Genomic DNA, 19,889 nt, shown 5'->3' on the forward strand with positions numbered 1-19,889 from the left:
GGCGCACATTTACGCCAGCCAGAATATTAGAGGCTATTGAAAATGCGGTTTTCTTGTTCCTGCACCCGAATAAAGGTGGTGCGTTTGGTCAGCTCTTTCAGGCGAGACGCGCCGACATAGGTGCAGGCTGAGCGTAGACCGCCCAGGATATCGCGGGCGGTATTGCCCACCGGCCCACGCAGCGGCAATTTAACCGTTTTACCTTCTGCCGCGCGGTATTTCGCGACGCCGCCGACATGACGGTTCATCGCAGATTCCGAACTCATGCCGTAAAACAGCATAAATTTCTCGCCGTTCTCTTCTACCACGCTGCCGCCGCTCTCTTCGTGACCCGCCAGCATGCCGCCCAACATAACGAAATCCGCGCCGCCGCCAAAGGCTTTTGCTACGTCGCCTGGCATGGTGCAGCCGCCATCGCTGACGATCATGCCGCCCAGGCCATGCGCCGCGTCAGCACATTCGATAACCGCCGACAGTTGCGGATAACCGACGCCGGTTTTTACACGCGTCGTGCATACGGAACCGGGACCAATTCCCACTTTCACAATATCGGCGCCGGAGAGGATAAGCTCTTCGCACATCTCGCCCGTTACCACATTGCCTGCGCAGATTGTTTTTGTCGGCCATGCTTCACGCGCTTTCGCGACGAACTGCACAAAATGTTCTGAATAGCCATTGGCCACATCAATACAGACAAAGTTCAGCGCAGGATTCAGCGCCAGAATCTGCACGGTCTTTTCGAAATCAGCATCAGAGGTCCCGGTGGAAACCATCACATGCTTGAGAACATCAGCCGAAGCCGTGTTGATAAAAGCTGCCCACTCTTCAACGGTATAATGTTTATGTACAGCAGTCAGAATATCAAACCCGGCCAATGCTTGCGCCATTTCAAACGTCCCGACGGTATCCATATTGGCCGCGATAATCGGTACGCCAGACCAGGTCTGACCTGAGTGTTTAAAGGTGAATTGACGTTCCAGTTCAACATCGGAACGGCTTTTGAGGGTAGAACGCTTAGGACGGATAAGAACGTCTTTGAAACCTAACTTCAGATCTTCTTCAATACGCATGTGCGGATTCCTGGGGTTAATGGCGAAAAATCGAAACTCACAACTCCAGTGACGTTATCATACGCACTAATCATGGCCGTACAAGACTGCGAAATTCTCTTTTTTTACGTTACAATCCCATAAATTTACCTGGCGAATAGTAGGTTAATGCTCAGAGCGTATCGTCTTTGTATATTTAAAATTTAACCTTTTGATTGGCAAATTAAAATTCCGGAAGCTGGAGATATGAGGTATACCGTAGCCTTAACCGGCGGTATTGGCAGCGGTAAAAGTACCGTCGCTGATGCCTTCGCTGACCTCGGAATAACCGTCATCGACGCGGATATTATCGCGCGCCAGATGGTTGAGCCAGGGCAGCCCGCCCTGAACGCAATAGCGGAACATTTTGGTTCTGAACTTATCGCCGCCGACGGCACGTTACGTCGCCGGGCGCTGCGTGAGCGTATTTTTTCGCATCCGGAAGAAAAAGCCTGGCTTAACGCTCTGCTTCATCCCTTAATTCAGCAGGAAACCCAACGACAGTTTCAACAGGCTACGTCGCCCTATGTGTTATGGGTTGTGCCTCTGCTGGTTGAAAACAGGCTGTATCAAAAAGCTAACCGCGTACTGGTGGTTGACGTGACGCCCGAAACGCAGCTCATACGCACAATGCAGCGTGATGATGTTACGCGCGAGCATGTTGAACACATTCTCGCTGCGCAGGCGACGCGTGAAGCGCGCCTTGCCGTGGCGGACGATGTTATTGATAATAACGGCGCACCGGATGCCATCGCATCAGATGTGGCCCGCCTGCACGCCAGTTATCTTAAGCTCGCGTCGCAGTTTGTCTCACAGGAAAAACCGTAATGCACACCCAGGTCCTATTTGAACACCCTCTCAATGAGAAGATGCGTACGTGGCTGCGCATAGAGTTTTTGATCCAACAGCTCTCCATCAACCTGCCAATTGCAGACCATGCTGGCGCACTGCATTTTTTCCGTAACATCAGCGATCTACTGGATGTGTTCGAACGGGGCGAAGTCCGTACCGAACTGCTGAAAGAACTGGAGCGCCAGCAGCGTAAATTACAGGCCTGGGTTGAGGTTCCCGGCGTCGATCAAGACCGTATTGAAGCCCTGCGCCAGCAGTTAAAATCCGCGGGCAGCGTGCTGATCTCCGCCCCGAGGATTGGCCAGCAGCTACGCGAAGATCGCTTGATTGCCCTTGTGCGTCAACGCTTAAGTATTCCTGGCGGCTGTTGCAGTTTCGATTTACCCACTCTGCATATCTGGTTGCACCTACAACAGGCGCAGCGCGACGCCCAGATTGAAAGCTGGCTTGCCAGCCTGAATCCCCTCACCCAGGCGCTGACTTTGGTACTTGATCTGATCCGAAATTCAGCGCCTTTCCGTAAGCAAACCAGCCTGAACGGTTTTTATCAGGATAACGGGGACGACGCCGATTTGCTGCGTCTTATGCTGACGCTCGATTCACAACTTTATCCGCAAATTTCCGGCCATAAGAGCCGTTTTGCCATTCGCTTTATGCCGCTGGATAGTGAAAATGGTCTGGTGCCGGAGCGTCTTGATTTTGAACTGGCCTGTTGCTAAGGAGTAAAAATGTCTGACGTGACCGTCGTAAACTGTCCGACCTGCGGTAAACCGGTCGTCTGGGGGGAAATTAGCCCCTTCCGCCCATTTTGTTCTAAACGCTGTCAGTTAATTGATTTGGGCGAATGGGCCGCCGAAGAGAAACGAATCGCCAGCAGCGGCGACCAGTCTGATAGCGACGACTGGAGCGAAGAGCGCTAACGGTGATAGCTCTGTTGAGACGGCAATATCGCCTTATGACAAAAATAATCAATAAATACGCGTAGTTTTGGCGCCATATGCGCGCGGCCGGGATAATACCAATCAACCGGCGAGATTAGGCTATAACAGAAACGTAGCCGCCACTGCGCCAGAAAACACTGGCGCGTTATCACTGACCCTAAGCCCGCAAGAGCTGGCGGCAATTGAGGCGGTTTTTCCTCACGACGCCGCGGCCGGCCCCCGCTACTGGCCGGAAATTATGTCGACATTAAATCGCTAATAAGATCGATGGGGATCGTGTTGCGATCCCCCACTAAGGCGCAAATTGGCGTAATTTACGAATAATCGGTTCATTGGCCGGCGGAAAATCGTCCGTATTCAACGCGTTCTGCGCGATCCACCGTCCCGGCTGTCCTTCTTTCCCCCACGGTTCGCCCTCCCAGCGTTCAACCAGCCAAAACCACAGCGTAATGTGTCGGTCCGGGAATTGATATTCCAGAGTGTCGAATAATGTCACCTGTGTTGGCGTAATCCCCACCTCTTCCTGTAGCTCCCGGATCAACGCCTGCTCTGGTGTTTCGTCGGCTTCAATTTTTCCGCCGGGAAATTCCAGTTTGTTCGCCATATGCGCATCCGCGGCGCGTCGGGTAATAAAAATTTCGTCGTTCGGGTTGCGGATAATCCCAACCGCGATTTGCAGTTTTTTCATCTTGTTGCATCCATAAAAAAAGCGCAGTCGCCTGCGCCTTTTTATCTGTGTTCAATGTCAGGCCGAATAAGCGTAGCGCCCTTCGGCAATAATGCCAGCACCGACCTGATGGCAACACATTATGTCTTATCAGGCCGGTAAGTTTATCGCATTAGCTCAGGCGACCGTGACACTGTTTGTATTTCTTACCGGAACCACAAGGGCAAGGATCGTTACGTCCAATCTTACGTTCGCCTGTCTGGGCGGCCAGATCGGCAGCCACGGCGGCATCGTCATCCTGATGGCTTAGCTGCTGCATCTGCGCCAGGCGCTCCGCCTCTTCGCGACGCTGCATTTCCATCGCTTCGACCTCTTCCGGCATACGTACCTGGACTTTGCTCAGGGTACTGATCACTTCATATTTCAGCGATTCCAGCATCGCGGCGAACATAGCGAAGGATTCGCGCTTGTATTCCTGCTTCGGATCTTTTTGCGCATAGCCGCGCAGATGAATACCCTGACGCAGGTAATCCATCGCCGCCAGGTGCTCTTTCCACAGGGAATCGAGCGTTTGCAGCATCACGCCTTTTTCGAAATGACGCATCATTTCAGCGCCAACCACCTCTTCTTTACGCTGATACACCTCGATGGACTGCGCCAGGATGCGCTCACGCAGCGTCTCCTCATGCAGCTCCGGCTCTTTATCCAGCCATTCGGCAATCGGCAGCTCCAGGTCGAAGTCGTTTTTCAGGCGTTCCTGCAAACCCGGGATGTCCCACATCTCTTCCAGCGACTGCGGCGGAATGTAGGCGTCGATAGTCGCCTTAAAGACATCTTCGCGAATGCTGTTAATGGTGTCGCTCACGTCGGACACATCCAGCAGTTCGTTACGCTGGGTATAAATTGCACGGCGCTGATCGTTCGCCACATCATCATATTCCAGCAGTTGCTTACGAATATCGAAGTTACGGCTTTCTACTTTACGCTGCGCGTTAGCGATAGCTTTCGTCACCCACGGGTGCTCAATCGCTTCGCCCGGCTTCATCCCCAGTTTACGCATCATACCGGAGACACGATCGGAGGCGAAAATACGCATCAGCGCATCTTCCATCGACAGGTAGAAACGGGAAGAACCCGGATCGCCCTGGCGACCGGAACGGCCACGTAACTGGTTGTCGATACGGCGGGATTCATGGCGCTCGGTGCCAATAATATGCAGACCGCCGGCAGCCAGAACCGCGTCATGGCGTACCTGCCAGTCCGCTTTAATCTGCGCAATCTGTTCTTCCGTCGGCGCTTCCAGCGCGGCGACTTCCGCCTGCCAGCTACCGCCCAGCATAATATCGGTACCACGACCCGCCATGTTGGTAGCGATAGTGACCGCCGCTGGATAACCAGCCTGCGCAACGATGCCTGCTTCGTTGGCGTGGAATTTTGCGTTCAGTACGTTATGTTTGATGCCCGCTTTGGTCAGCTCTCTGGAGACCACTTCAGATTTCTCGATAGAAATCGTCCCGACCAGCACTGGCTGACCGTTCGCGGTACGCTCTTTAATATCTTCGATAATGGCCTGGATTTTTTCCGCTTCGGTCATGTAGACCAGATCCGGCAAATCTTTACGGATCATCGGACGGTTGGTCGGAACAACGACGGTATCCAGCTTATAGATAGAGCTAAATTCGAAGGCTTCAGTATCCGCCGTACCGGTCATACCGGCCAGCTTTTCATACAGACGGAAGTAGTTCTGGAAGGTGATAGACGCCAGCGTCTGGTTTTCATTCTGAATTTCAACGCCTTCTTTGGCTTCTACCGCCTGGTGCAGACCGTCAGACCAGCGACGCCCCTGCATGGTACGACCGGTATGTTCATCAACAATGATGACTTCGCCGTCTTTCACAATGTAATCCACGTCACGGGTAAACAGCGCGTGCGCGCGCAGCGCGGCGGTGACGTGATGCATCAGCATAATATTGCCAGGCGAGTAGAGCGACTCGCCTTCATCCATAATGCCTTCTTGCACCAGTAGCTCTTCAATCAGCACCAGACCGCGTTCGGTCAGGTTAACCTGGCGCGCTTTCTCATCAACGGAGAAGTGGCCTTCGCCCTGGAAAGTGTCAGAATCTTCTTTCTCCTGACGAATCAGGTGCGGAATGATTTTGTTCACTTTTTTGTACATTTCCGAGCTATCTTCCGCCGGACCGGAAATAATCAGCGGCGTACGCGCTTCATCGATCAGGATGGAGTCGACTTCATCCACCAGCGCATAATGCAGTTTACGCTGTACGCGCTCTTCCGGGCTGAACGCCATGTTGTCGCGCAGGTAGTCAAAACCGTATTCGTTGTTAGTGCCGTAAGTAATATCGGCATTGTAGGCTTCACGCTTGGCGGGCGCAGGCAGGCCAGACATGTTGATACCCACGGTCATGCCGAGGAATTCAAACAGCGGGCGGTTGTTTTCGGCGTCACGCTGCGCCAGATAGTCGTTCACGGTTACCACATGAACGCCTTTGCCGGACAGCGCGTTCAGGTAGGCTGGCAGCGTTGCAGTCAGCGTTTTACCTTCACCAGTACGCATTTCGGCGATACAGCGATCGTTGAGCACCATACCCCCCAATAGCTGAACGTCGAAGTGACGCATCCCAAAGACGCGTTTACTGGCTTCACGCACCACCGCGAACGCTTCCGGAATCAGGCTCTCTACGCCTTCACCTTTTTCAATACGGGCGCGAAATTCGTTGGTTTTCGCTTTCAGTTCGTCATCGGAGAGTTTTTCCATCTCCGGTTCCATCGCATTAATAAGGCTGACGGCCTTACGCATACGACGTAGCGTACGATCGTTACGGCTACCGAATACTTTGGTTAATAATTTGATTAGCATAATAAAGTCTCAAATGCCCCGCGCCGCGGAGCTACAAATAAAGTGAAAGGGTCTTTTTTCGTTAGCTGAGACGTTGAGGACCGGCGCGGATACCCTGCGCCTGACTTATCCAGGCCGGGATGCTAAATGCGGTTTGTGGCGCAAAATACGCCCGGGAGAGGTGGCGAACAATCGCCGGCGGCGTGCCCTCCTGCGTGAGCATCGCGTTGAGCGTATTCAGTAAGGCGATATGATGCGCCTGTAATGGCGACGGCGCGTCGGCAACGGGCAGCGTTTGCGGTGCCATTGCAAAAGAAAGGTGGCGAATCACCGTGCGAATAGCGTGCTGATGCCAGTAATCTACGGTGAAATTGGGACGACGGTTAGAGGCTTCTAACAGCGCAAGATGGCTAAAGTTAACTTTAGACGCGGTGCTGGCGGTCGTCCTTGCAGGCGTATTGGTTTCGGCGGCGTTACTGAGCGCGGGCAAACCAAAACTCGCCGCGACCATCCCTAATAAGAGATGCGGCCAGAAGTATCGTCTGCCTAACTGTCGCCAGCGCGTCAGTATTCCACTCACGTCATTGCCACCTGATATGCCCCTTGTGGGCTTACGGAATCAAAACAATTTGCGCATAAATCTTATCATTAAAGCGTACGCGCTACAGCAGTAATGACGAGAAACAAAGATAAAAAATGGCTAAGAAAACAGCGAACGCGCCGTATTTCGATTTAGAGCCTATCCCACCAGGCGTTATTGGCGCAGCCAGTTTGGACACGGACAGCGCGCAAAAACCGGAGCGTACACGTAGTACGTGAGGATTTTGAGCACTGCCCAGGTCCAAAATGGCAAGTAAAATAGCCCTAATGGGATAGGCTCTTAATCCTGCTAAACAGGCGCGGGTATAGAGAGAAACATTGTCTTCCGGCACCAGGCGACCTTGACCAAAAAAACAGCGTTGGCGTTGTTTACCCACTATCATCGGCAGATCAAACAGTTTACAACGTTCTTCGGTCAGATATAGACGCTACCATGGCGGATGGTTAGCGTCATCTGTTCAACCGTCATGATTTCAGCGGCGAAAATTATATCGCCTCGTGGGTACGATTATCATCATCCAGCGTCATTACACTGTGGCCTTTATGAATACTCTAACGTCGAGATTCCACAGCGTTCTTAATACTTTCGCGGATAGCAGCTAATCGCTCGCAAATCACTGCATCCCGTTCAAGGATCTTATTTTTACGTCGCTGGTTATCCGGTGTCGGATTCTCTTCGAGATACTCGAGCACCTGTTTATATTCTTTATTCAGCTTGCTATGATACTTTACCAGTAAGGCTTCAATCTTAGACGCTTTTTCAGGTGTTAATCCTTCACTTGCTCTTTCATAATCATGACAAGCAGTGGCTATATCATGAATAGGTAACGAGACCCCTTTTATTACTGAAGAGATAAGGCTAGCCACGAGGATACCGCCCGCCCGCGAGGGTTCCACAACGAGTGACTTTATTTTTGCCCCACACTCCCAGATGGTACCTTTCTCGGCAGATTTTATTTTCCGGTCAATTTCCTGGGTTTTTAAATGCGGGTTAGGATTTATTTTATTGCTTACAACGCCTGCGGCATAATCGTAAAGCTTTTTACCTGCCCACGCTAATCCTGCGCCGATCCCCACGCCGATGAGCGTCCCCAAGCCGGGAGCGATTGCCGTGCCGATGACAGCGCCCAACACGCCACCAGCGACACCAATCCCAGTGTGCATCCCCGTTTGCAACAAGAGTTCGAGCGTTTTATTCTCTTTAAAACGCTCAACAGCTTCATGGCTATTAAGTACGTTTAACGATTTCTGAATGGAGTGCAACTCATGCTTGAAGGCAGATTGTATTTTCTTGAAATTCTTCACATCCTTCAACGTCATTTTCTCTTCTTCAAGAGAACTCATTTCTCCCGGCACAGGTACAGGTACAGGTACAGGTACAGGTACAGGCATGATACAAGGCGAACACAGAACCTTTTCAGTTTTTAAAGTTCCGCTTGAATTTTCTTCAGCAAACATTCTCCATAACGAATTCAGCCCATTACATATATCGATATCGGGGAAAGTCATTTTTACATAACCATTGGCATCAACGACATGTTGATAAAGAAAATCTTTCATCAATTCACTAATCTCAGAGACATACAAAGGGAGCTGCCCTGTAGATAGCACCAATTGGTAGGCATTACTCTCACCGCAGCATGGGGTCACCGCGTTTATAGAAACGCGTAATGGATCTGCTGTTTCATGTGGATAAAGTTTAAGCTGGTTAAGAAACATACCAAATTGCACTGTTCGTTCTTCATCGCCTCCAATAATAGCAGGCTCAACGAAATCGAAATCATTCTCACCTAAAGGAAAATGAGCGCGCGCAGGCAATAGCACACCATCGTTTACGGCAGATATTAGAGAGAAAATCATCATACTGCGTGCTCCCCTTTATTAGAGAAGTTATTATATAAAAAATTATTCCATATCTTTCCCCTTTTAGTTACCAGGCATTTACCTGATTATAGTTCTCATTTCCAACCATGGCTGCAGGTCATCCTGTACCGGTCTGGCCACTGGCTGATTTTCTCTGCTGCAGCAGCTCTTATCCGGAGAGACAGAGCATATCCGCCATGTTTATTTGCCCGTTTTTCAATTTTTACGTTACTTTTTGGCCATTTGCGAAGGATGTGAAGGGAATATCGTTGAGTTCACAGTATTACTGGCCAGTCAGGTTACTGCGCGACAGATAATAACATGTTGTTTTTTATTCAATGGTTCAGCATGGTTTTGACATCAACTGATGCCATCTGAGTTGTGGTTAGAGGCCGCTAATATTATTTGCTGAAATTATTATGAAAAAATCAATTCGCCGGGAGTCCACGCTAAAATAGCCGTATTAAGAGAAGCGCAGATAAAGGATAGTAAAAAAAACGACTGGCTCGCCTGGCCGGAGAGAGTGCCAGGTTAACCAGTCGAATTTTATACGACAGCGTATGTCGTTATGCCAGTACTGTCGAAGGCGCTTTGAAAGCCAACGGCAGTTCTGCGTCGTCCTGGAAGGTCACAAATTCCCAGGCTTCCTGTTTTGCCAGGACTGCCTGTAACAACTTGTTATTCAATGCGTGACCGGATTTATACGCGGTAAACGCACCAATAATATTGTGACCACACATGAACAAGTCACCGATCGCGTCAAGCATTTTGTGACGAACGAATTCATCTTCAAAACGCAGGCCGTCTTCGTTCAATACGCGATAATCGTCAACAACGATGGCACAATCGAAGCTGCCGCCCAGGCACAGGCCGCGGGACTGCAGATATTCGATATCACGCATAAAACCGAAGGTACGCGCACGGCTGATCTGGCGCATGAACGCATCCGCAGAAAAGTTCATCGCGTAGCGCTGGCTGCTGGAATCAATCGCCGGATGGTTAAAGTCGATGGTGAAATCCAACGTAAAACCATTGTACGGTCTGAATTCAGCCCATTTATCGCCATCTTCAACCCGAACAGTCTCTTTGATGCGTACGAATTTTTTGGCGCAGTTCAGTTCATCAATACCGGCATCAAGCAGCAGGTAGACAAACGGAGCGGCACTGCCATCCATGATCGGGATTTCCGGGGCATTAACCTCAATAACGATGTTATCGATACCTAAGCCCGCCAGAGCAGCGTTCAGGTGCTCAACGGTTGAAATCCGTACATCATGCTCATTCACCAGACACGTACAGAGCATGGTATCACGCACAGATTTGGCATCGGCCGGGAAATCTACCGGTGGATTCAAGTCGGTGCGACGATAGATGACCCCGGTATTGGCCGGCGCAGGGCGTAATGTCAGGGTGACTTTTTTGCCGGTGTGTAAACCGACGCCAGTCGCCTGAACGATACGTTTAAGTGTCCTTTGTTTGATCATCGTATAATCTCGCCAAATTACCTATCCAACCGAAGTGTACTATACATTCGGTGGGCCAGTTTAGCACAAAGAGCCCAGAATCCCAAATTCCAGCCAATTCTTAATCAGCTTGCTTACGCAGGAATGCGGGGATATCCAGATAATCCGGCTCTTTCGCCGCCTGTGGCGTATTGTCGTTAACCACTTTCGCGACCGTTTTTTGCTCCTGCGTCAGCGGCGCCATACCGTGCTGCTGATAACGATCCAACACCGGCTGCTGCACCTGTTTATTGGTGACCAGAGTGATTTCCGGACGTTTGTCCATACCAATACCGGTCGCCACTACCGTCACGCGCAGTTCATCATTCATATCCGGGTCCAGAGAGGTACCGATAACCACGGTGGCATTATCCGACGCAAACGCGCGAATGGTGTTACCGACGGTTTCAAACTCATCCAGACGCAGGTCGAAGCCCGCCGTAATGTTGACCAACACGCCGCGCGCGCCGGACAGGTCGATATCTTCCAGCAGCGGAGAGGAAATAGCCATTTCAGCCGCTTCTTCCGCACGGTCTTCACCGCTCGCCACGCCGGAGCCCATCATTGCGTAGCCCATTTCAGACATCACGGTACGCACGTCAGCAAAGTCGACGTTCATCAGGCCCGGGCGGGTGATCAGCTCTGCGATACCCTGAACCGCGCCTTTCAGCACGTCGTTAGCCGCGCCGAACGCGTCGAGCAGGGAGATACCACGGCCCAGCACTTTCAGCAGCTTGTCGTTCGGGATGGTGATCAACGAGTCCACATGCCTGGACAGCTCGGTGATACCCTGCTCCGCAAATGCCATGCGCTTTTTGCCTTCAAAATTGAAAGGCTTAGTCACCACGGCAACGGTCAGAATACCTAAATCTTTTGCCACTTCAGCAACCACTGGCGCCGCGCCGGTTCCGGTACCGCCGCCCATGCCTGCCGCGATAAATACCATGTCTGCGCCTTCAAGCGCCGCACGCAGCGCTTCACGGTCTTCGTCCGCCGCGTTACGACCGACTTCCGGGTTAGCGCCGGCGCCCAGACCTTTGGTAATGCCGCTACCAATTTGAATGGTCTGGCCAACCGCCGTTTTACGCAACGCCTGAGCGTCGGTATTCACCGCGAAGAATTCAACACCTTCGATGCGCTCGCGCACCATGTGTTCAACAGCGTTACCGCCGCCACCACCGACGCCGATGACTTTAATCACCGCGTCGTTGGTTAGTTCCATAGGTTCAAACATAATCTCTCTCCGTCATGTGCCTGTCGCCTGAGGCCGTAATATCTGGCGGCCTCATAAAAATTAAAACTCTTTTCGCAGCCAGCTATTAAGTCGCTTGATCCACGAGCCAACTGATGCCGTAACACGTTTTTCCACTTCTGCTTCACCGTTTAAGTGGGACTCTTTCCCGTAGTGAAGCAATCCCACCGCCGTTGAGTAATACGGCTCCTGGGCATAATCCGTCAGACCGGTGATATTCAGCGGCGCGCCGATACGCACCTGCGTATGAAACACGCGCTGAGCGCAAGCAGCAAGCCCTTCGATTTGCGCCGCGCCGCCGGTTAACACAATCCCCGCCGCCAGGTGATGTTTTACCCCTTGTTGGCGAAGCTGTTCCTGTAATTGCAATATCTCTTCGTTGACCAGATTGAGCAGCTCGGTGTAACGCGGCTCAATCACTTCCGCCAGCGTCTGACGTTGCAGGCTGCGCGGCGGACGCCCGCCTACGCTCGGTACTTCAACGCTCTCGTCTTTACCGACGATGGAACCCAGCGCGCAACCGTGGCGGACTTTAATGGCTTCAGCATCGCTCGGCGGCGTACCAAAGGCATAAGCGATATCGCTGGTCACCACGTTCCCCGCGTAAGGGATCACTTTGGTATGACGCAGCGCGCCGCCAGTATAAACGGCGATATCCATTGTACCACCGCCGATATCCACGACACAGACGCCCAGTTCACGTTCATCTTCCGTTAACACGGAATAACTGGCCGCCAGTCCGGCAAATATCAGTTGGTCAACTTTCAGACCACAACGTTCAACAGCTTTGACAATGTTTTTTGCCATATCGTTGTGGCAGGTAATCAAATGTACTTTCGCCTGCATACGCACGCCGGAAAGACCGACCGGATTTTTAATGCCTTCCTGGTAGTCAATGGCGTACTCCTGAGGTATCACATGCAGCACGCGATGCTCATCGCGCACGCGCACTGACTTCGCAGTATGCACGACGTTTTCCACATCTTCCTGCGTCACTTCCTCTTCGGAAATGGGTACCATACCAATTTCATTCTGACAGCTAATATGTTTGCCGGAAAGCGCCAGATATACCGAGGAGATCTGGCAATCGGCCATCAATTCCGCCTGGTCAATGGCGCGCTGAACGCATTTCACCACTGACTCAAGGTCATTCACCCCGCCTTTATCCATACCCCGCGATGGGCAACTGCCCACGCCAATGATATTGACCATACCGTCGGGCAGAACTTCCCCTACTAAAGCGGCAACCTTCGCGGTGCCAATCTCCAGTCCTACTACCAGTTTTCTGTCCGTCGCCTTGATCATTGTTGTTCTGCCTGTGCCTGATTCTGTTGCTGATTAGATTCCTCAGGGGGGAGCGGCGCCCAGCCAACTGCCGCACCTGAGTCATAACGCAAATCAACGTAGCTAATCCGTTTGCCATCGGTTTGCGCCTGCTGCTGTAAAACCGGATAGAGTTCTACAAAGCGAGCCAACCTTTTCATCGTATCGCCCCTGCCGAGATTGAGCTTAATGCCGTTATTAAGCGTCAATTGCCAGGAGCGACGTGCGGTCATCGCCGCTTCCTTTAGAGTGAATTTATCCTTAGCCAGCACCTGCCCCATCTCGCGGTATCCCTGCAACACTTCACTCGCGCTGCCTTCCGGGCCATACAACATGGGTAAAACCTGTTTGCCGATGCGGTCTGACGGCACGCTGAAGGTGTTCCCTTCAGCATCGACCATATGTTGATCATTCCAACGCGCAATCGGCACATATTCAACCAGATGAATCTTCAATTCATCAGGCCACTGTTTTCTGACGCTGGCCTGTTTAATCCACGGCAAACGCTCAATCTGGCTCTGGATAATGTTCACATCCTGCGTCATGAAGGTTCCCGGCGCGCCCAGAGCCAGTATCGCCTGACGGATATCATCGTTACGCGTGTAGTGACGCTCGCCGGTTAATACCAGCTTTGATAACGGTAAACGCTGCGCATCTTCCATCCACCCTAACACGACCCACCCGCTAACAAACACGGTGCACAGTACCGTCAGCAGGAACAGTATTCCTGCAAGACGCGTTCCATTGTTACGGCGTGAAGAAGGCGTCTCTTCATCACTGTTTCGCGTGTTCAGCGCAGCCTGCGACATATCAGTCCGCCAACTCCAGAATTCGTACCACTAACTGCGAGAAGCTCATTCCCGCCTGACGCGCCGCCATCGGCACCAGACTATGGCTGGTCATCCCCGGAGAAGTATTGGCTTCCAGCAGATAAAACTGACCATCGCTGTCCAGCATGACGTCAATACGCCCCCATCCCGTGCAGCCTAAAGCTTTCCATGCCTGCAGGACGAGAGACTGTAGCGCGGCTTCCTGGGACGCGTCTAAACCGGCAGGGCAGAAATACTGAGTCTCATCAGAGAGATACTTCGCCTCATAATCATAGAAGGTTCCTGCCGGTTGGATACGAATTGACGGTAAAATTTCTTCGCCAACTATCGCCACCGTAAATTCCGGACCGCACAGCCATTTCTCAATCAGTATTTCGTCATCATGCTGAAAAGCCAATGATAACGCCCCCTGTAAAGCGTTTTCTTCTACTACTTTCGTCATACCGACGCTGGAGCCTTCACGGCTGGGTTTGACGATCAGCGGTAAACCCAGCGCCGAAATTCGCGCTTTTTGTTCTTCGCTAAGGCCTTTTTCAAACCCGGCGCGCGTCAGCGCGACCCACGGCGCAACCGGTAAGCCTGCGCCCTGCCACAGCAATTTACTGCGCAGTTTATCCATGGAAAGCGCCGAGGCCATCACACCACTGCCGGTATAAGGCAGGCCGAGCAGTTCAAGCATTCCCTGTAAGGTGCCATCTTCACCGCCGCGGCCATGCAACGCAATAAAGGCCTTCTGAAAGCCCATTGCTTTAAGCTGCGCGACATCGACCTCTTGCGGATCGACGGGATGCGCATCAATGCCGCCTTCACGTAACCCGGCCAACACTGCCGCGCCGGAATTTAACGAAACGTCCCGCTCCGCAGAGGTTCCGCCCAACAGGACCGCGATTTTATCAGCCATGTTGCTCTTCCTCCTGGATTTGCGGCTTCAGCTTGATTTCAGATAAGTAACGCGCAATTTTGCCAACATTTCCTGCGCCTTGCACTAATATCAAGTCGTTACCCGTCAGCACCGGCGCTAACATTGTCGCAACCTGAGCCGGATCGGAAACCAGAATCGGGTCAATTTTTCCCCGATTACGAATCGTGCGACATAAAGAACGGCTATCCGCGCCCGGAATCGGCGCTTCGCCCGCCGGGTAAACGTCCAGCATCAGCAGCGCATCAACCTGGGTCAGCACATTGGCGAAATCGTCATACAGATCGCGCGTGCGCGTGTAACGGTGCGGCTGAAACAGCATCACCAGGTTTTTATCCGGCCACCCTGCTCGCGCAGCTTTAATGGTGGCGTCTACTTCGGTCGGATGATGGCCATAGTCATCCACCAGCATCGCCGTCCCGGCTTTACCATTCACCGGCTCAAGCGGGAACTCGCCGAGGAAGTCAAAACGACGCCCGGTCCCCTGGAAGCTTTCCAGCGCGCGCAGGATAGCGTCATCGGCGATGCCTTCTTCGGTCGCTACCGCCACTGCCGCCGCGGCATTCAGGGCATTGTGGCGACCCGGCGCATTCAACGTGACATGCAGATCCGGCATTCCCTGGCGCAACAGCGTAAAGTGCCCCTGCGGCCCTATCTGCTGATAATCTTCTACGCGGACGTCAGCATCCTCGCTAAAGCCATACGTCGTGGTCTGACGCCCCACCCGCGGCAGCAACTCGCGGATGACCGGATCGTCGATGCACATTACCGCGCGACCGTAGAACGGCAGGTTATGCAGGAAGTTAATAAACGTCTGCTTTAAATTTTCAAAGTCGCCATGATAGGTATCCATATGGTCGGCTTCGATGTTGGTGACGATCGCGACCATCGGCTGCAAATGCAGGAAGGACGCGTCGCTCTCATCTGCCTCGGCAATCAGGTAACGACTATGGCCCAGACGCGCATGAACGCCTGCGGCTTTCACCAGACCGCCATTCACAAAAGTCGGGTCCAACCCCGCTTCGGCATAAATACTGGACACCATCGCGGTCGTTGTGGTTTTTCCGTGCGTCCCGGCAATGGCGATGCCGTGGCGAAAACGCATCAGTTCCGCCAGCATTTCCGCACGGCGAATAACCGGAATACGCGCTTCATGCGCCGCGACAATTTCCGGGTTATCCGCGGAAATTGCGCTGGAAACGACGACCACGCTGGCATCACGCACATTTTCCGGACGATGGTTAAAGAAAATCGTCGCCCCCAGGCTCGTCAACTGCTGGGTCACCGGATTCGGCGCTAAATCGGAACCACTGATCTGATACCCTTCATTGGCCAGAACTTCGGCAATACCGCCCATACCAGCACCACCGATGCCGACAAAGTGAATGTGCCGAACGCGACGCATTTCGGGCACGATGGAACGCAGTTTTGCCAGTTGTTGTGTATTCATTCTTTACGCCATTAACTCCAATACCCGCCATACTTCAAATTGCAGATGCGTTGGCTTGCCTGCAACCCAAATTATTGAGGGTAGAAAAACCCTGCGATGCAAAAGGCACCGCCACAAATTATGTCCGGGCAACCCGGCTGACTTCACTGGCGACGCGTTCGGTAGCATCCGGAATGGATACCGCGCGGGCACGCTCCGCCATGGTTAACAACGCCTCGCGCGACCACCCCGCCAGGGTGTCGGCGACAGCCTCTACAGTAAACTGCGGCTGCTCAAAAATCTTAGCTGCGCCGGCGTTTTCTAACGGCAGTGCATTCCAGTACTGCTGCCTGTCTTTATGCTGAAACGGCACGAATATCGCCGGTAATCCGGCGGCGGCGATCTCGCTCACCGTTAAAGCGCCGGAACGGCACACCACCACATCCGCCCACGCATAGGCGGCGGCCATGTCATCGATAAATTCCGTCACCTTATGCTGCGGTTGTCCCGCCCCGGCATATGCCTGCTCTACCGTGAGCTGCGCGCCTTTTCCGCTTTGATGCCAGATTGTAACCGTATCGCCCAGTCTGGCGGCAACCTGCGGCATCGTCTGGTTCAGGACTCGCGCCCCCTGAGAACCGCCGACCACCAACACGCGAATCGGGCCGTCACGACCGGCCAGACGCACCTGCGGCAACGGCAACGCCAGTACGTCGGTACGCACCGGGTTACCCACCACTTCCGCGTTCGGAAACGCACCGGGAAACGCCTGCATCACCGTGGTCGCGATTTTGGCCAGCCACTGATTGGTCAGCCCGGCGATACCGTTTTGCTCATGCAAAACGACCGGAATACCCAATGACCAGGCGGCAAGACCGCCGGGGCCGGAAACATAACCGCCCATTCCCAGCACGACATCCGGCTTAAACCGCTTCATGATCGCCCGAGCCTGCCGCCAGGCGTTAAAAATCCGCAGCGGCGCCGCCAGAAGCGCTTTTACGCCTTTACCGCGCAGACCGGAGATCCGAATAAAGTCAATGTCGATGCCATGCTTCGGCACTAAATCCGCTTCCATACGATCGGCGGTACCCAGCCAGCGAACCTGCCAGCCCTGGGCCATTAAATGATGCGCAACGGCCAGTCCCGGGAACACGTGCCCGCCGGTACCGCCCGCCATCACCATTAACCGCTTCGGTTGACCACTCATCGAGAACCTCGTGTAAACGCCTGCGCTTTTTCCAGACGCGTTTCATAATCAATACGTAATAAAAACATAATGGCCGTCGACATAATCAACAGACTCGACCCGCCATAACTGATCAGCGGCAGCGTAAGACCTTTGGTCGGCAGCATCCCCGCAGCCGCGCCAACGTTTACCAGCGCCTGGAAACTAAACCAGATACCGATAGAACACGCTAAAAACCCGGAAAAACGGTGGTCAATCTCCAGCGCTTTACGGCCAATCGACATCGCGCGAAAAGCGACGAAGAATACCATTAAAAGCGCCAATACCACACCGATATAACCCAGTTCTTCCCCAATAATGGCGAAGATGAAATCGGTGTGCGCCTCCGGCAAATACTCCAGTTTCTGCACCGAATTCCCCAGCCCTTGCCCCCATATCTCACCGCGACCAAAAGCCATCAGCGACTGTGTTAGCTGATAACCGCTGCCGAACGGATCTTCCCAGGGGTTCCAGAACGAGGTAACGCGGCGAATACGATACGGTTCGGCGAGGATTAACAGAATCACCGCCGAGATGCCCATCCCGATAATGGCGATGAACTGCCATAATTTCGCCCCGGCGAGAAACAGCATCGCCAGCGTGGTGACAAACAGTACGACCACCGTCCCGAGATCAGGCTGCGCCAGCAGTAACACCGCCAGCACCAGAATCACGCCCATTGGTTTTAAAAAGCCGCGCAGGTTATTTCGCACCTCATCAACCTTACGCACCAGATAGTTCGCGAGGTAGCAGAACAGCGACAGCTTGGTAAACTCCGCAGGCTGAATACGCAGCGGCCCCAGCGCAATCCAGCGCGACGCCCCGTTAACCGAGCTCCCGACGACCAGCACGATAAGCAGCATAATGATCGACGCAATCAGCATCGTCGTGCTGTATTTTTGCCAGAAGGTCATGGGCAAACGCAGCGTCACCATCGCCAGACAAAATGCCAGGAAGATATAGAGCGCATCACGCTTAGCAAACAGGAAGGGATCGCCTGCCAGGCGTTGCCCTACGGGCATCGATGCCGATGTCACCATCACAAAACCGATCGCTGCCAGACCAAAAGTCAGCCATAGCAGCGTGCGGTCATACATGATCAGACTGTCGGCGTCTTTATCACGCGAAGCCATCACCCAGCCTTTAAGTGCCGCGAAGATCCACGCCAGGACACCCAGTCCCGGTACGCGCGGCATTTTCAGACGAGGGAGAGAGAAGCGCATCAACCCAACTCCTTCGCTAAACGGGTAAAGACGTCACCGCGTTGCTCAAAGTTCTTGAACTGGTCAAGGCTGGCGCAGGCGGGCGACAACAGCACCATATCACCCGGCTGAACGCGCGGCGCCAGCAAACGCATCGCCTCTTCCATCGTCTCAGTCTGTTGGGCGATTTCCGGACGCAGTGCGGCAAGCTGCGCCCCGTCGCGCCCAAAGCAATACAGGCGGATACGGTCGCCGGTCAGATAGCGCGCCAGCGGAGAAAAGTCTGCCGACTTACCGTCGCCGCCCAGCAGCAGATGTAGCGTACCGTCCACATGCAAACCGTTTAGCGCCGCTTCGGTACTGCCGACGTTGGTCGCTTTCGAGTCGTTGATCCAACGTACGCCGTTATGCTCCAACGCCAGCTGGAAGCGATGCGCCAGACCGGTAAATGTCGTCAACGCCTTCAAACTGCTGGCGCGCGGCAAACCTACGGCGTCCGCCAGCGCCAGCGCCGCTAACGCATTGGTATAGTTATGCTGACCGGAAAGCTTCATCTCTTTCACGTTCAGCACCTTCTCGCCTTTGACTCGCAGCCAGGTTTCGCCCTGCTGACGATTAAGGTGATAATCACCCATATTGACGCCAAAGCTGACGCAGCGTTCATCGGCCCCGCGTACCGGCATCGTCAACGCGTCATCGGCATTCACTACGCACACTTTCGCCTTCTCGTAGACGCGCAGTTTCGCCGCCCGGTACTGTTGCAAACCAAACGGATACCGGTCCATATGATCTTCAGTGACGTTGAGCACCGTTGCCGCCGCCGCTTGCAAACTTGAGGTGGTTTCCAGTTGAAAACTGGATAATTCCAGCACGTACAATTCGCGATCGGCATCCAGCAGCATCAGCGCCGGAAGACCGATATTGCCGCCAACGCCGACATTGGCGCCCGCCGCCTTCGCCATCTCGCCCACTAAGGTGGTCACGGTGCTTTTGCCGTTCGAGCCGGTGATGGCCACAATCGGCGCTTGCGCTTCGCGGCAAAACAGTTCGATATCGCCGACAATTTCCACTCCAGCGCTGGCGGCAGCGCTAAGAGAGGGATGTGCCAGAGCAATACCAGGGCTGGCGACGATTAAATCCGCCGCTAAGAGCCACTCGTCGTTCAGGCCGCCAACGTGACGCTCAACCTCTTGCGGCAGCTTATCCAGACCCGGCGGCGTCACGCGAGTATCCATCACCCGCGGCGTCACGCCGCGGGCAAGGAAAAAGTCCACGCAAGAGAGTCCGGTTAAGCCCAGACCAATAATGACGACGTTTTTGTCCTGGTAATCAGCCATGA

17 protein-coding genes and 3 pseudogenes are annotated in these 19,889 nt (G+C 53.4%); 4 read left to right on the top strand and 16 right to left on the bottom strand.

From position 1 onward, the window contains the following. Positions 1-26 precede the first annotated feature (26 nt). Complete coding sequence (locus tag ACLD11_RS13615) at positions 27-1,070, bottom strand: GMP reductase (protein WP_001217365.1); 1,044 nt, start codon at positions 1,068-1,070, stop codon at positions 27-29. 225 nt (positions 1,071-1,295) lie between these two features. Here ACLD11_RS13615 and coaE point away from each other — a divergent pair, with 225 nt between their 5' ends. The 3 genes from coaE to yacG are packed head-to-tail and all read left to right on the top strand — an operon-like array spanning position 1,296 to position 2,860. Then, positions 1,296-1,916 (top strand): dephospho-CoA kinase, encoded by a 621-nt coding sequence (coaE, locus tag ACLD11_RS13620; RefSeq protein WP_001270913.1) that lies wholly within the window; start codon positions 1,296-1,298, stop codon positions 1,914-1,916. Next, a complete protein-coding gene (zapD, locus tag ACLD11_RS13625) occupies positions 1,916-2,659 on the top strand; it encodes a cell division protein ZapD (RefSeq protein WP_000557441.1) in 744 nt (247 codons plus the stop codon). The genes coaE and zapD overlap by 1 nt, the downstream gene beginning before the upstream one ends. A gap of 9 nt (positions 2,660-2,668) precedes the next feature. Next, positions 2,669-2,860, top strand: a complete 192-nt coding sequence (gene yacG / locus ACLD11_RS13630) for a DNA gyrase inhibitor YacG (protein ID WP_001286419.1) — start codon at positions 2,669-2,671, stop codon at positions 2,858-2,860. Here the strand turns inward: yacG and ACLD11_RS13635 are convergent. After that, positions 2,857-2,958: pseudogene (locus tag ACLD11_RS13635) on the bottom strand (LysR family transcriptional regulator); the annotation flags it as partial. The gene yacG and the pseudogene ACLD11_RS13635 overlap by 4 nt on opposite strands. A 41-nt stretch (positions 2,959-2,999) precedes the next feature. Here ACLD11_RS13635 and ACLD11_RS13640 point away from each other — a divergent pair. Beyond that, a pseudogene (locus tag ACLD11_RS13640) lies at positions 3,000-3,140 on the top strand (aldo/keto reductase); the annotation flags it as partial. A gap of 33 nt (positions 3,141-3,173) precedes the next feature. Here the strand turns inward: ACLD11_RS13640 and mutT are convergent. From mutT to murD, 14 genes and pseudogenes are all read right to left on the bottom strand, one after another. Continuing rightward, complete coding sequence (gene mutT, locus ACLD11_RS13645) at positions 3,174-3,569, bottom strand: 8-oxo-dGTP diphosphatase MutT (RefSeq protein ID WP_000736058.1); 396 nt, start codon at positions 3,567-3,569, stop codon at positions 3,174-3,176. 151 nt (positions 3,570-3,720) lie between these two features. Further along, positions 3,721-6,426, bottom strand: a complete 2,706-nt coding sequence (gene secA, locus ACLD11_RS13650) for a preprotein translocase subunit SecA (RefSeq protein WP_411011790.1) — start codon at positions 6,424-6,426, stop codon at positions 3,721-3,723. Positions 6,427-6,487: 61 nt separating this feature from the next. After that, positions 6,488-6,985 (bottom strand): secA regulator SecM, encoded by a 498-nt coding sequence (gene secM, locus ACLD11_RS13655; RefSeq protein WP_411011791.1) that lies wholly within the window; start codon positions 6,983-6,985, stop codon positions 6,488-6,490. A 394-nt stretch (positions 6,986-7,379) separates the two neighbouring features. After that, positions 7,380-7,557, bottom strand: a pseudogene (locus ACLD11_RS13660) (3,4-dihydroxy-2-butanone-4-phosphate synthase); the annotation flags it as partial. Beyond that, the gene (locus ACLD11_RS13665) at positions 7,558-8,868 is read right to left on the bottom strand and encodes a hypothetical protein (RefSeq protein WP_411015006.1); all 1,311 of its coding nucleotides are present in this window, start codon (positions 8,866-8,868) and stop codon (positions 7,558-7,560) included. 566 nt (positions 8,869-9,434) lie between these two features. Next, positions 9,435-10,352 carry a UDP-3-O-acyl-N-acetylglucosamine deacetylase gene (gene lpxC / locus ACLD11_RS13670; RefSeq protein WP_000595487.1) on the bottom strand — a complete coding sequence of 306 codons (918 nt, stop codon included), beginning with the start codon at positions 10,350-10,352 and terminating at the stop codon, positions 9,435-9,437. 100 nt (positions 10,353-10,452) lie between these two features. After that, positions 10,453-11,604 (bottom strand): cell division protein FtsZ, encoded by a 1,152-nt coding sequence (ftsZ, locus tag ACLD11_RS13675; RefSeq protein ID WP_111753461.1) that lies wholly within the window; start codon positions 11,602-11,604, stop codon positions 10,453-10,455. Positions 11,605-11,664: 60 nt separating this feature from the next. Further along, positions 11,665-12,927, bottom strand: a complete 1,263-nt coding sequence (gene ftsA, locus ACLD11_RS13680; RefSeq protein ID WP_000588463.1) for a cell division protein FtsA — start codon at positions 12,925-12,927, stop codon at positions 11,665-11,667. Then, positions 12,924-13,754, bottom strand: a complete 831-nt coding sequence (gene ftsQ / locus ACLD11_RS13685; protein ID WP_000075728.1) for a cell division protein FtsQ — start codon at positions 13,752-13,754, stop codon at positions 12,924-12,926. The genes ftsA and ftsQ overlap by 4 nt, the downstream gene beginning before the upstream one ends. A gap of 1 nt (position 13,755) precedes the next feature. After that, positions 13,756-14,676: a D-alanine--D-alanine ligase gene (locus ACLD11_RS13690; RefSeq protein ID WP_411011793.1), complete on the bottom strand. Its 921-nt coding sequence runs from the start codon at positions 14,674-14,676 to the stop codon at positions 13,756-13,758. Continuing rightward, positions 14,669-16,144: a UDP-N-acetylmuramate--L-alanine ligase gene (gene murC / locus ACLD11_RS13695; RefSeq protein ID WP_411011794.1), complete on the bottom strand. Its 1,476-nt coding sequence runs from the start codon at positions 16,142-16,144 to the stop codon at positions 14,669-14,671. The genes ACLD11_RS13690 and murC overlap by 8 nt, the downstream gene beginning before the upstream one ends. Before the next feature lie 118 nt (positions 16,145-16,262). Further along, entirely contained in the window at positions 16,263-17,330 is a 1,068-nt protein-coding gene (gene murG / locus ACLD11_RS13700; RefSeq protein ID WP_000016613.1) for an undecaprenyldiphospho-muramoylpentapeptide beta-N-acetylglucosaminyltransferase, read from the bottom strand. Then, on the bottom strand, positions 17,327-18,571 hold the full coding sequence (gene ftsW, locus ACLD11_RS13705; protein ID WP_411015007.1) for a cell division protein FtsW: 1,245 nt from the start codon (positions 18,569-18,571) through the stop codon (positions 17,327-17,329). The genes murG and ftsW overlap by 4 nt, the downstream gene beginning before the upstream one ends. Further along, on the bottom strand, positions 18,571-19,887 hold the full coding sequence (gene murD / locus ACLD11_RS13710) for a UDP-N-acetylmuramoyl-L-alanine--D-glutamate ligase (RefSeq protein WP_411015008.1): 1,317 nt from the start codon (positions 19,885-19,887) through the stop codon (positions 18,571-18,573). The genes ftsW and murD overlap by 1 nt, the downstream gene beginning before the upstream one ends. Positions 19,888-19,889 lie beyond the last annotated feature (2 nt).

It is taken from the genome of Salmonella sp. 741265116_PST (assembly GCF_046567715.1).
Taxonomy (GTDB): Bacteria; Pseudomonadota; Gammaproteobacteria; order Enterobacterales; family Enterobacteriaceae; genus Salmonella; species Salmonella enterica.

What these genes read in the sequence shown, in the direction of transcription:
- ACLD11_RS13615 (WP_001217365.1), bottom strand. Translation starts at nt 1,070, where the DNA reads ATGCGTATTGAAGAAGATCTGAAGTTAGGTTTCAAAGACGTTCTTATC.
- coaE (WP_001270913.1), top strand. Translation starts at nt 1,296, where the DNA reads ATGAGGTATACCGTAGCCTTAACCGGCGGTATTGGCAGCGGTAAAAGT.
- zapD (WP_000557441.1), top strand. Translation starts at nt 1,916, where the DNA reads ATGCACACCCAGGTCCTATTTGAACACCCTCTCAATGAGAAGATGCGT.
- yacG (WP_001286419.1), top strand. Translation starts at nt 2,669, where the DNA reads ATGTCTGACGTGACCGTCGTAAACTGTCCGACCTGCGGTAAACCGGTC.
- mutT (WP_000736058.1), bottom strand. Translation starts at nt 3,569, where the DNA reads ATGAAAAAACTGCAAATCGCGGTTGGGATTATCCGCAACCCGAACGAC.
- secA (WP_411011790.1), bottom strand. Translation starts at nt 6,426, where the DNA reads ATGCTAATCAAATTATTAACCAAAGTATTCGGTAGCCGTAACGATCGT.
- ACLD11_RS13665 (WP_411015006.1), bottom strand. Translation starts at nt 8,868, where the DNA reads ATGATGATTTTCTCTCTAATATCTGCCGTAAACGATGGTGTGCTATTG.
- lpxC (WP_000595487.1), bottom strand. Translation starts at nt 10,352, where the DNA reads ATGATCAAACAAAGGACACTTAAACGTATCGTTCAGGCGACTGGCGTC.
- ftsZ (WP_111753461.1), bottom strand. Translation starts at nt 11,604, where the DNA reads ATGTTTGAACCTATGGAACTAACCAACGACGCGGTGATTAAAGTCATC.
- ftsA (WP_000588463.1), bottom strand. Translation starts at nt 12,927, where the DNA reads ATGATCAAGGCGACGGACAGAAAACTGGTAGTAGGACTGGAGATTGGC.
- ftsQ (WP_000075728.1), bottom strand. Translation starts at nt 13,754, where the DNA reads ATGTCGCAGGCTGCGCTGAACACGCGAAACAGTGATGAAGAGACGCCT.
- ACLD11_RS13690 (WP_411011793.1), bottom strand. Translation starts at nt 14,676, where the DNA reads ATGGCTGATAAAATCGCGGTCCTGTTGGGCGGAACCTCTGCGGAGCGG.
- murC (WP_411011794.1), bottom strand. Translation starts at nt 16,144, where the DNA reads ATGAATACACAACAACTGGCAAAACTGCGTTCCATCGTGCCCGAAATG.
- murG (WP_000016613.1), bottom strand. Translation starts at nt 17,330, where the DNA reads ATGAGTGGTCAACCGAAGCGGTTAATGGTGATGGCGGGCGGTACCGGC.
- ftsW (WP_411015007.1), bottom strand. Translation starts at nt 18,571, where the DNA reads ATGCGCTTCTCTCTCCCTCGTCTGAAAATGCCGCGCGTACCGGGACTG.
- murD (WP_411015008.1), bottom strand. Translation starts at nt 19,887, where the DNA reads ATGGCTGATTACCAGGACAAAAACGTCGTCATTATTGGTCTGGGCTTA.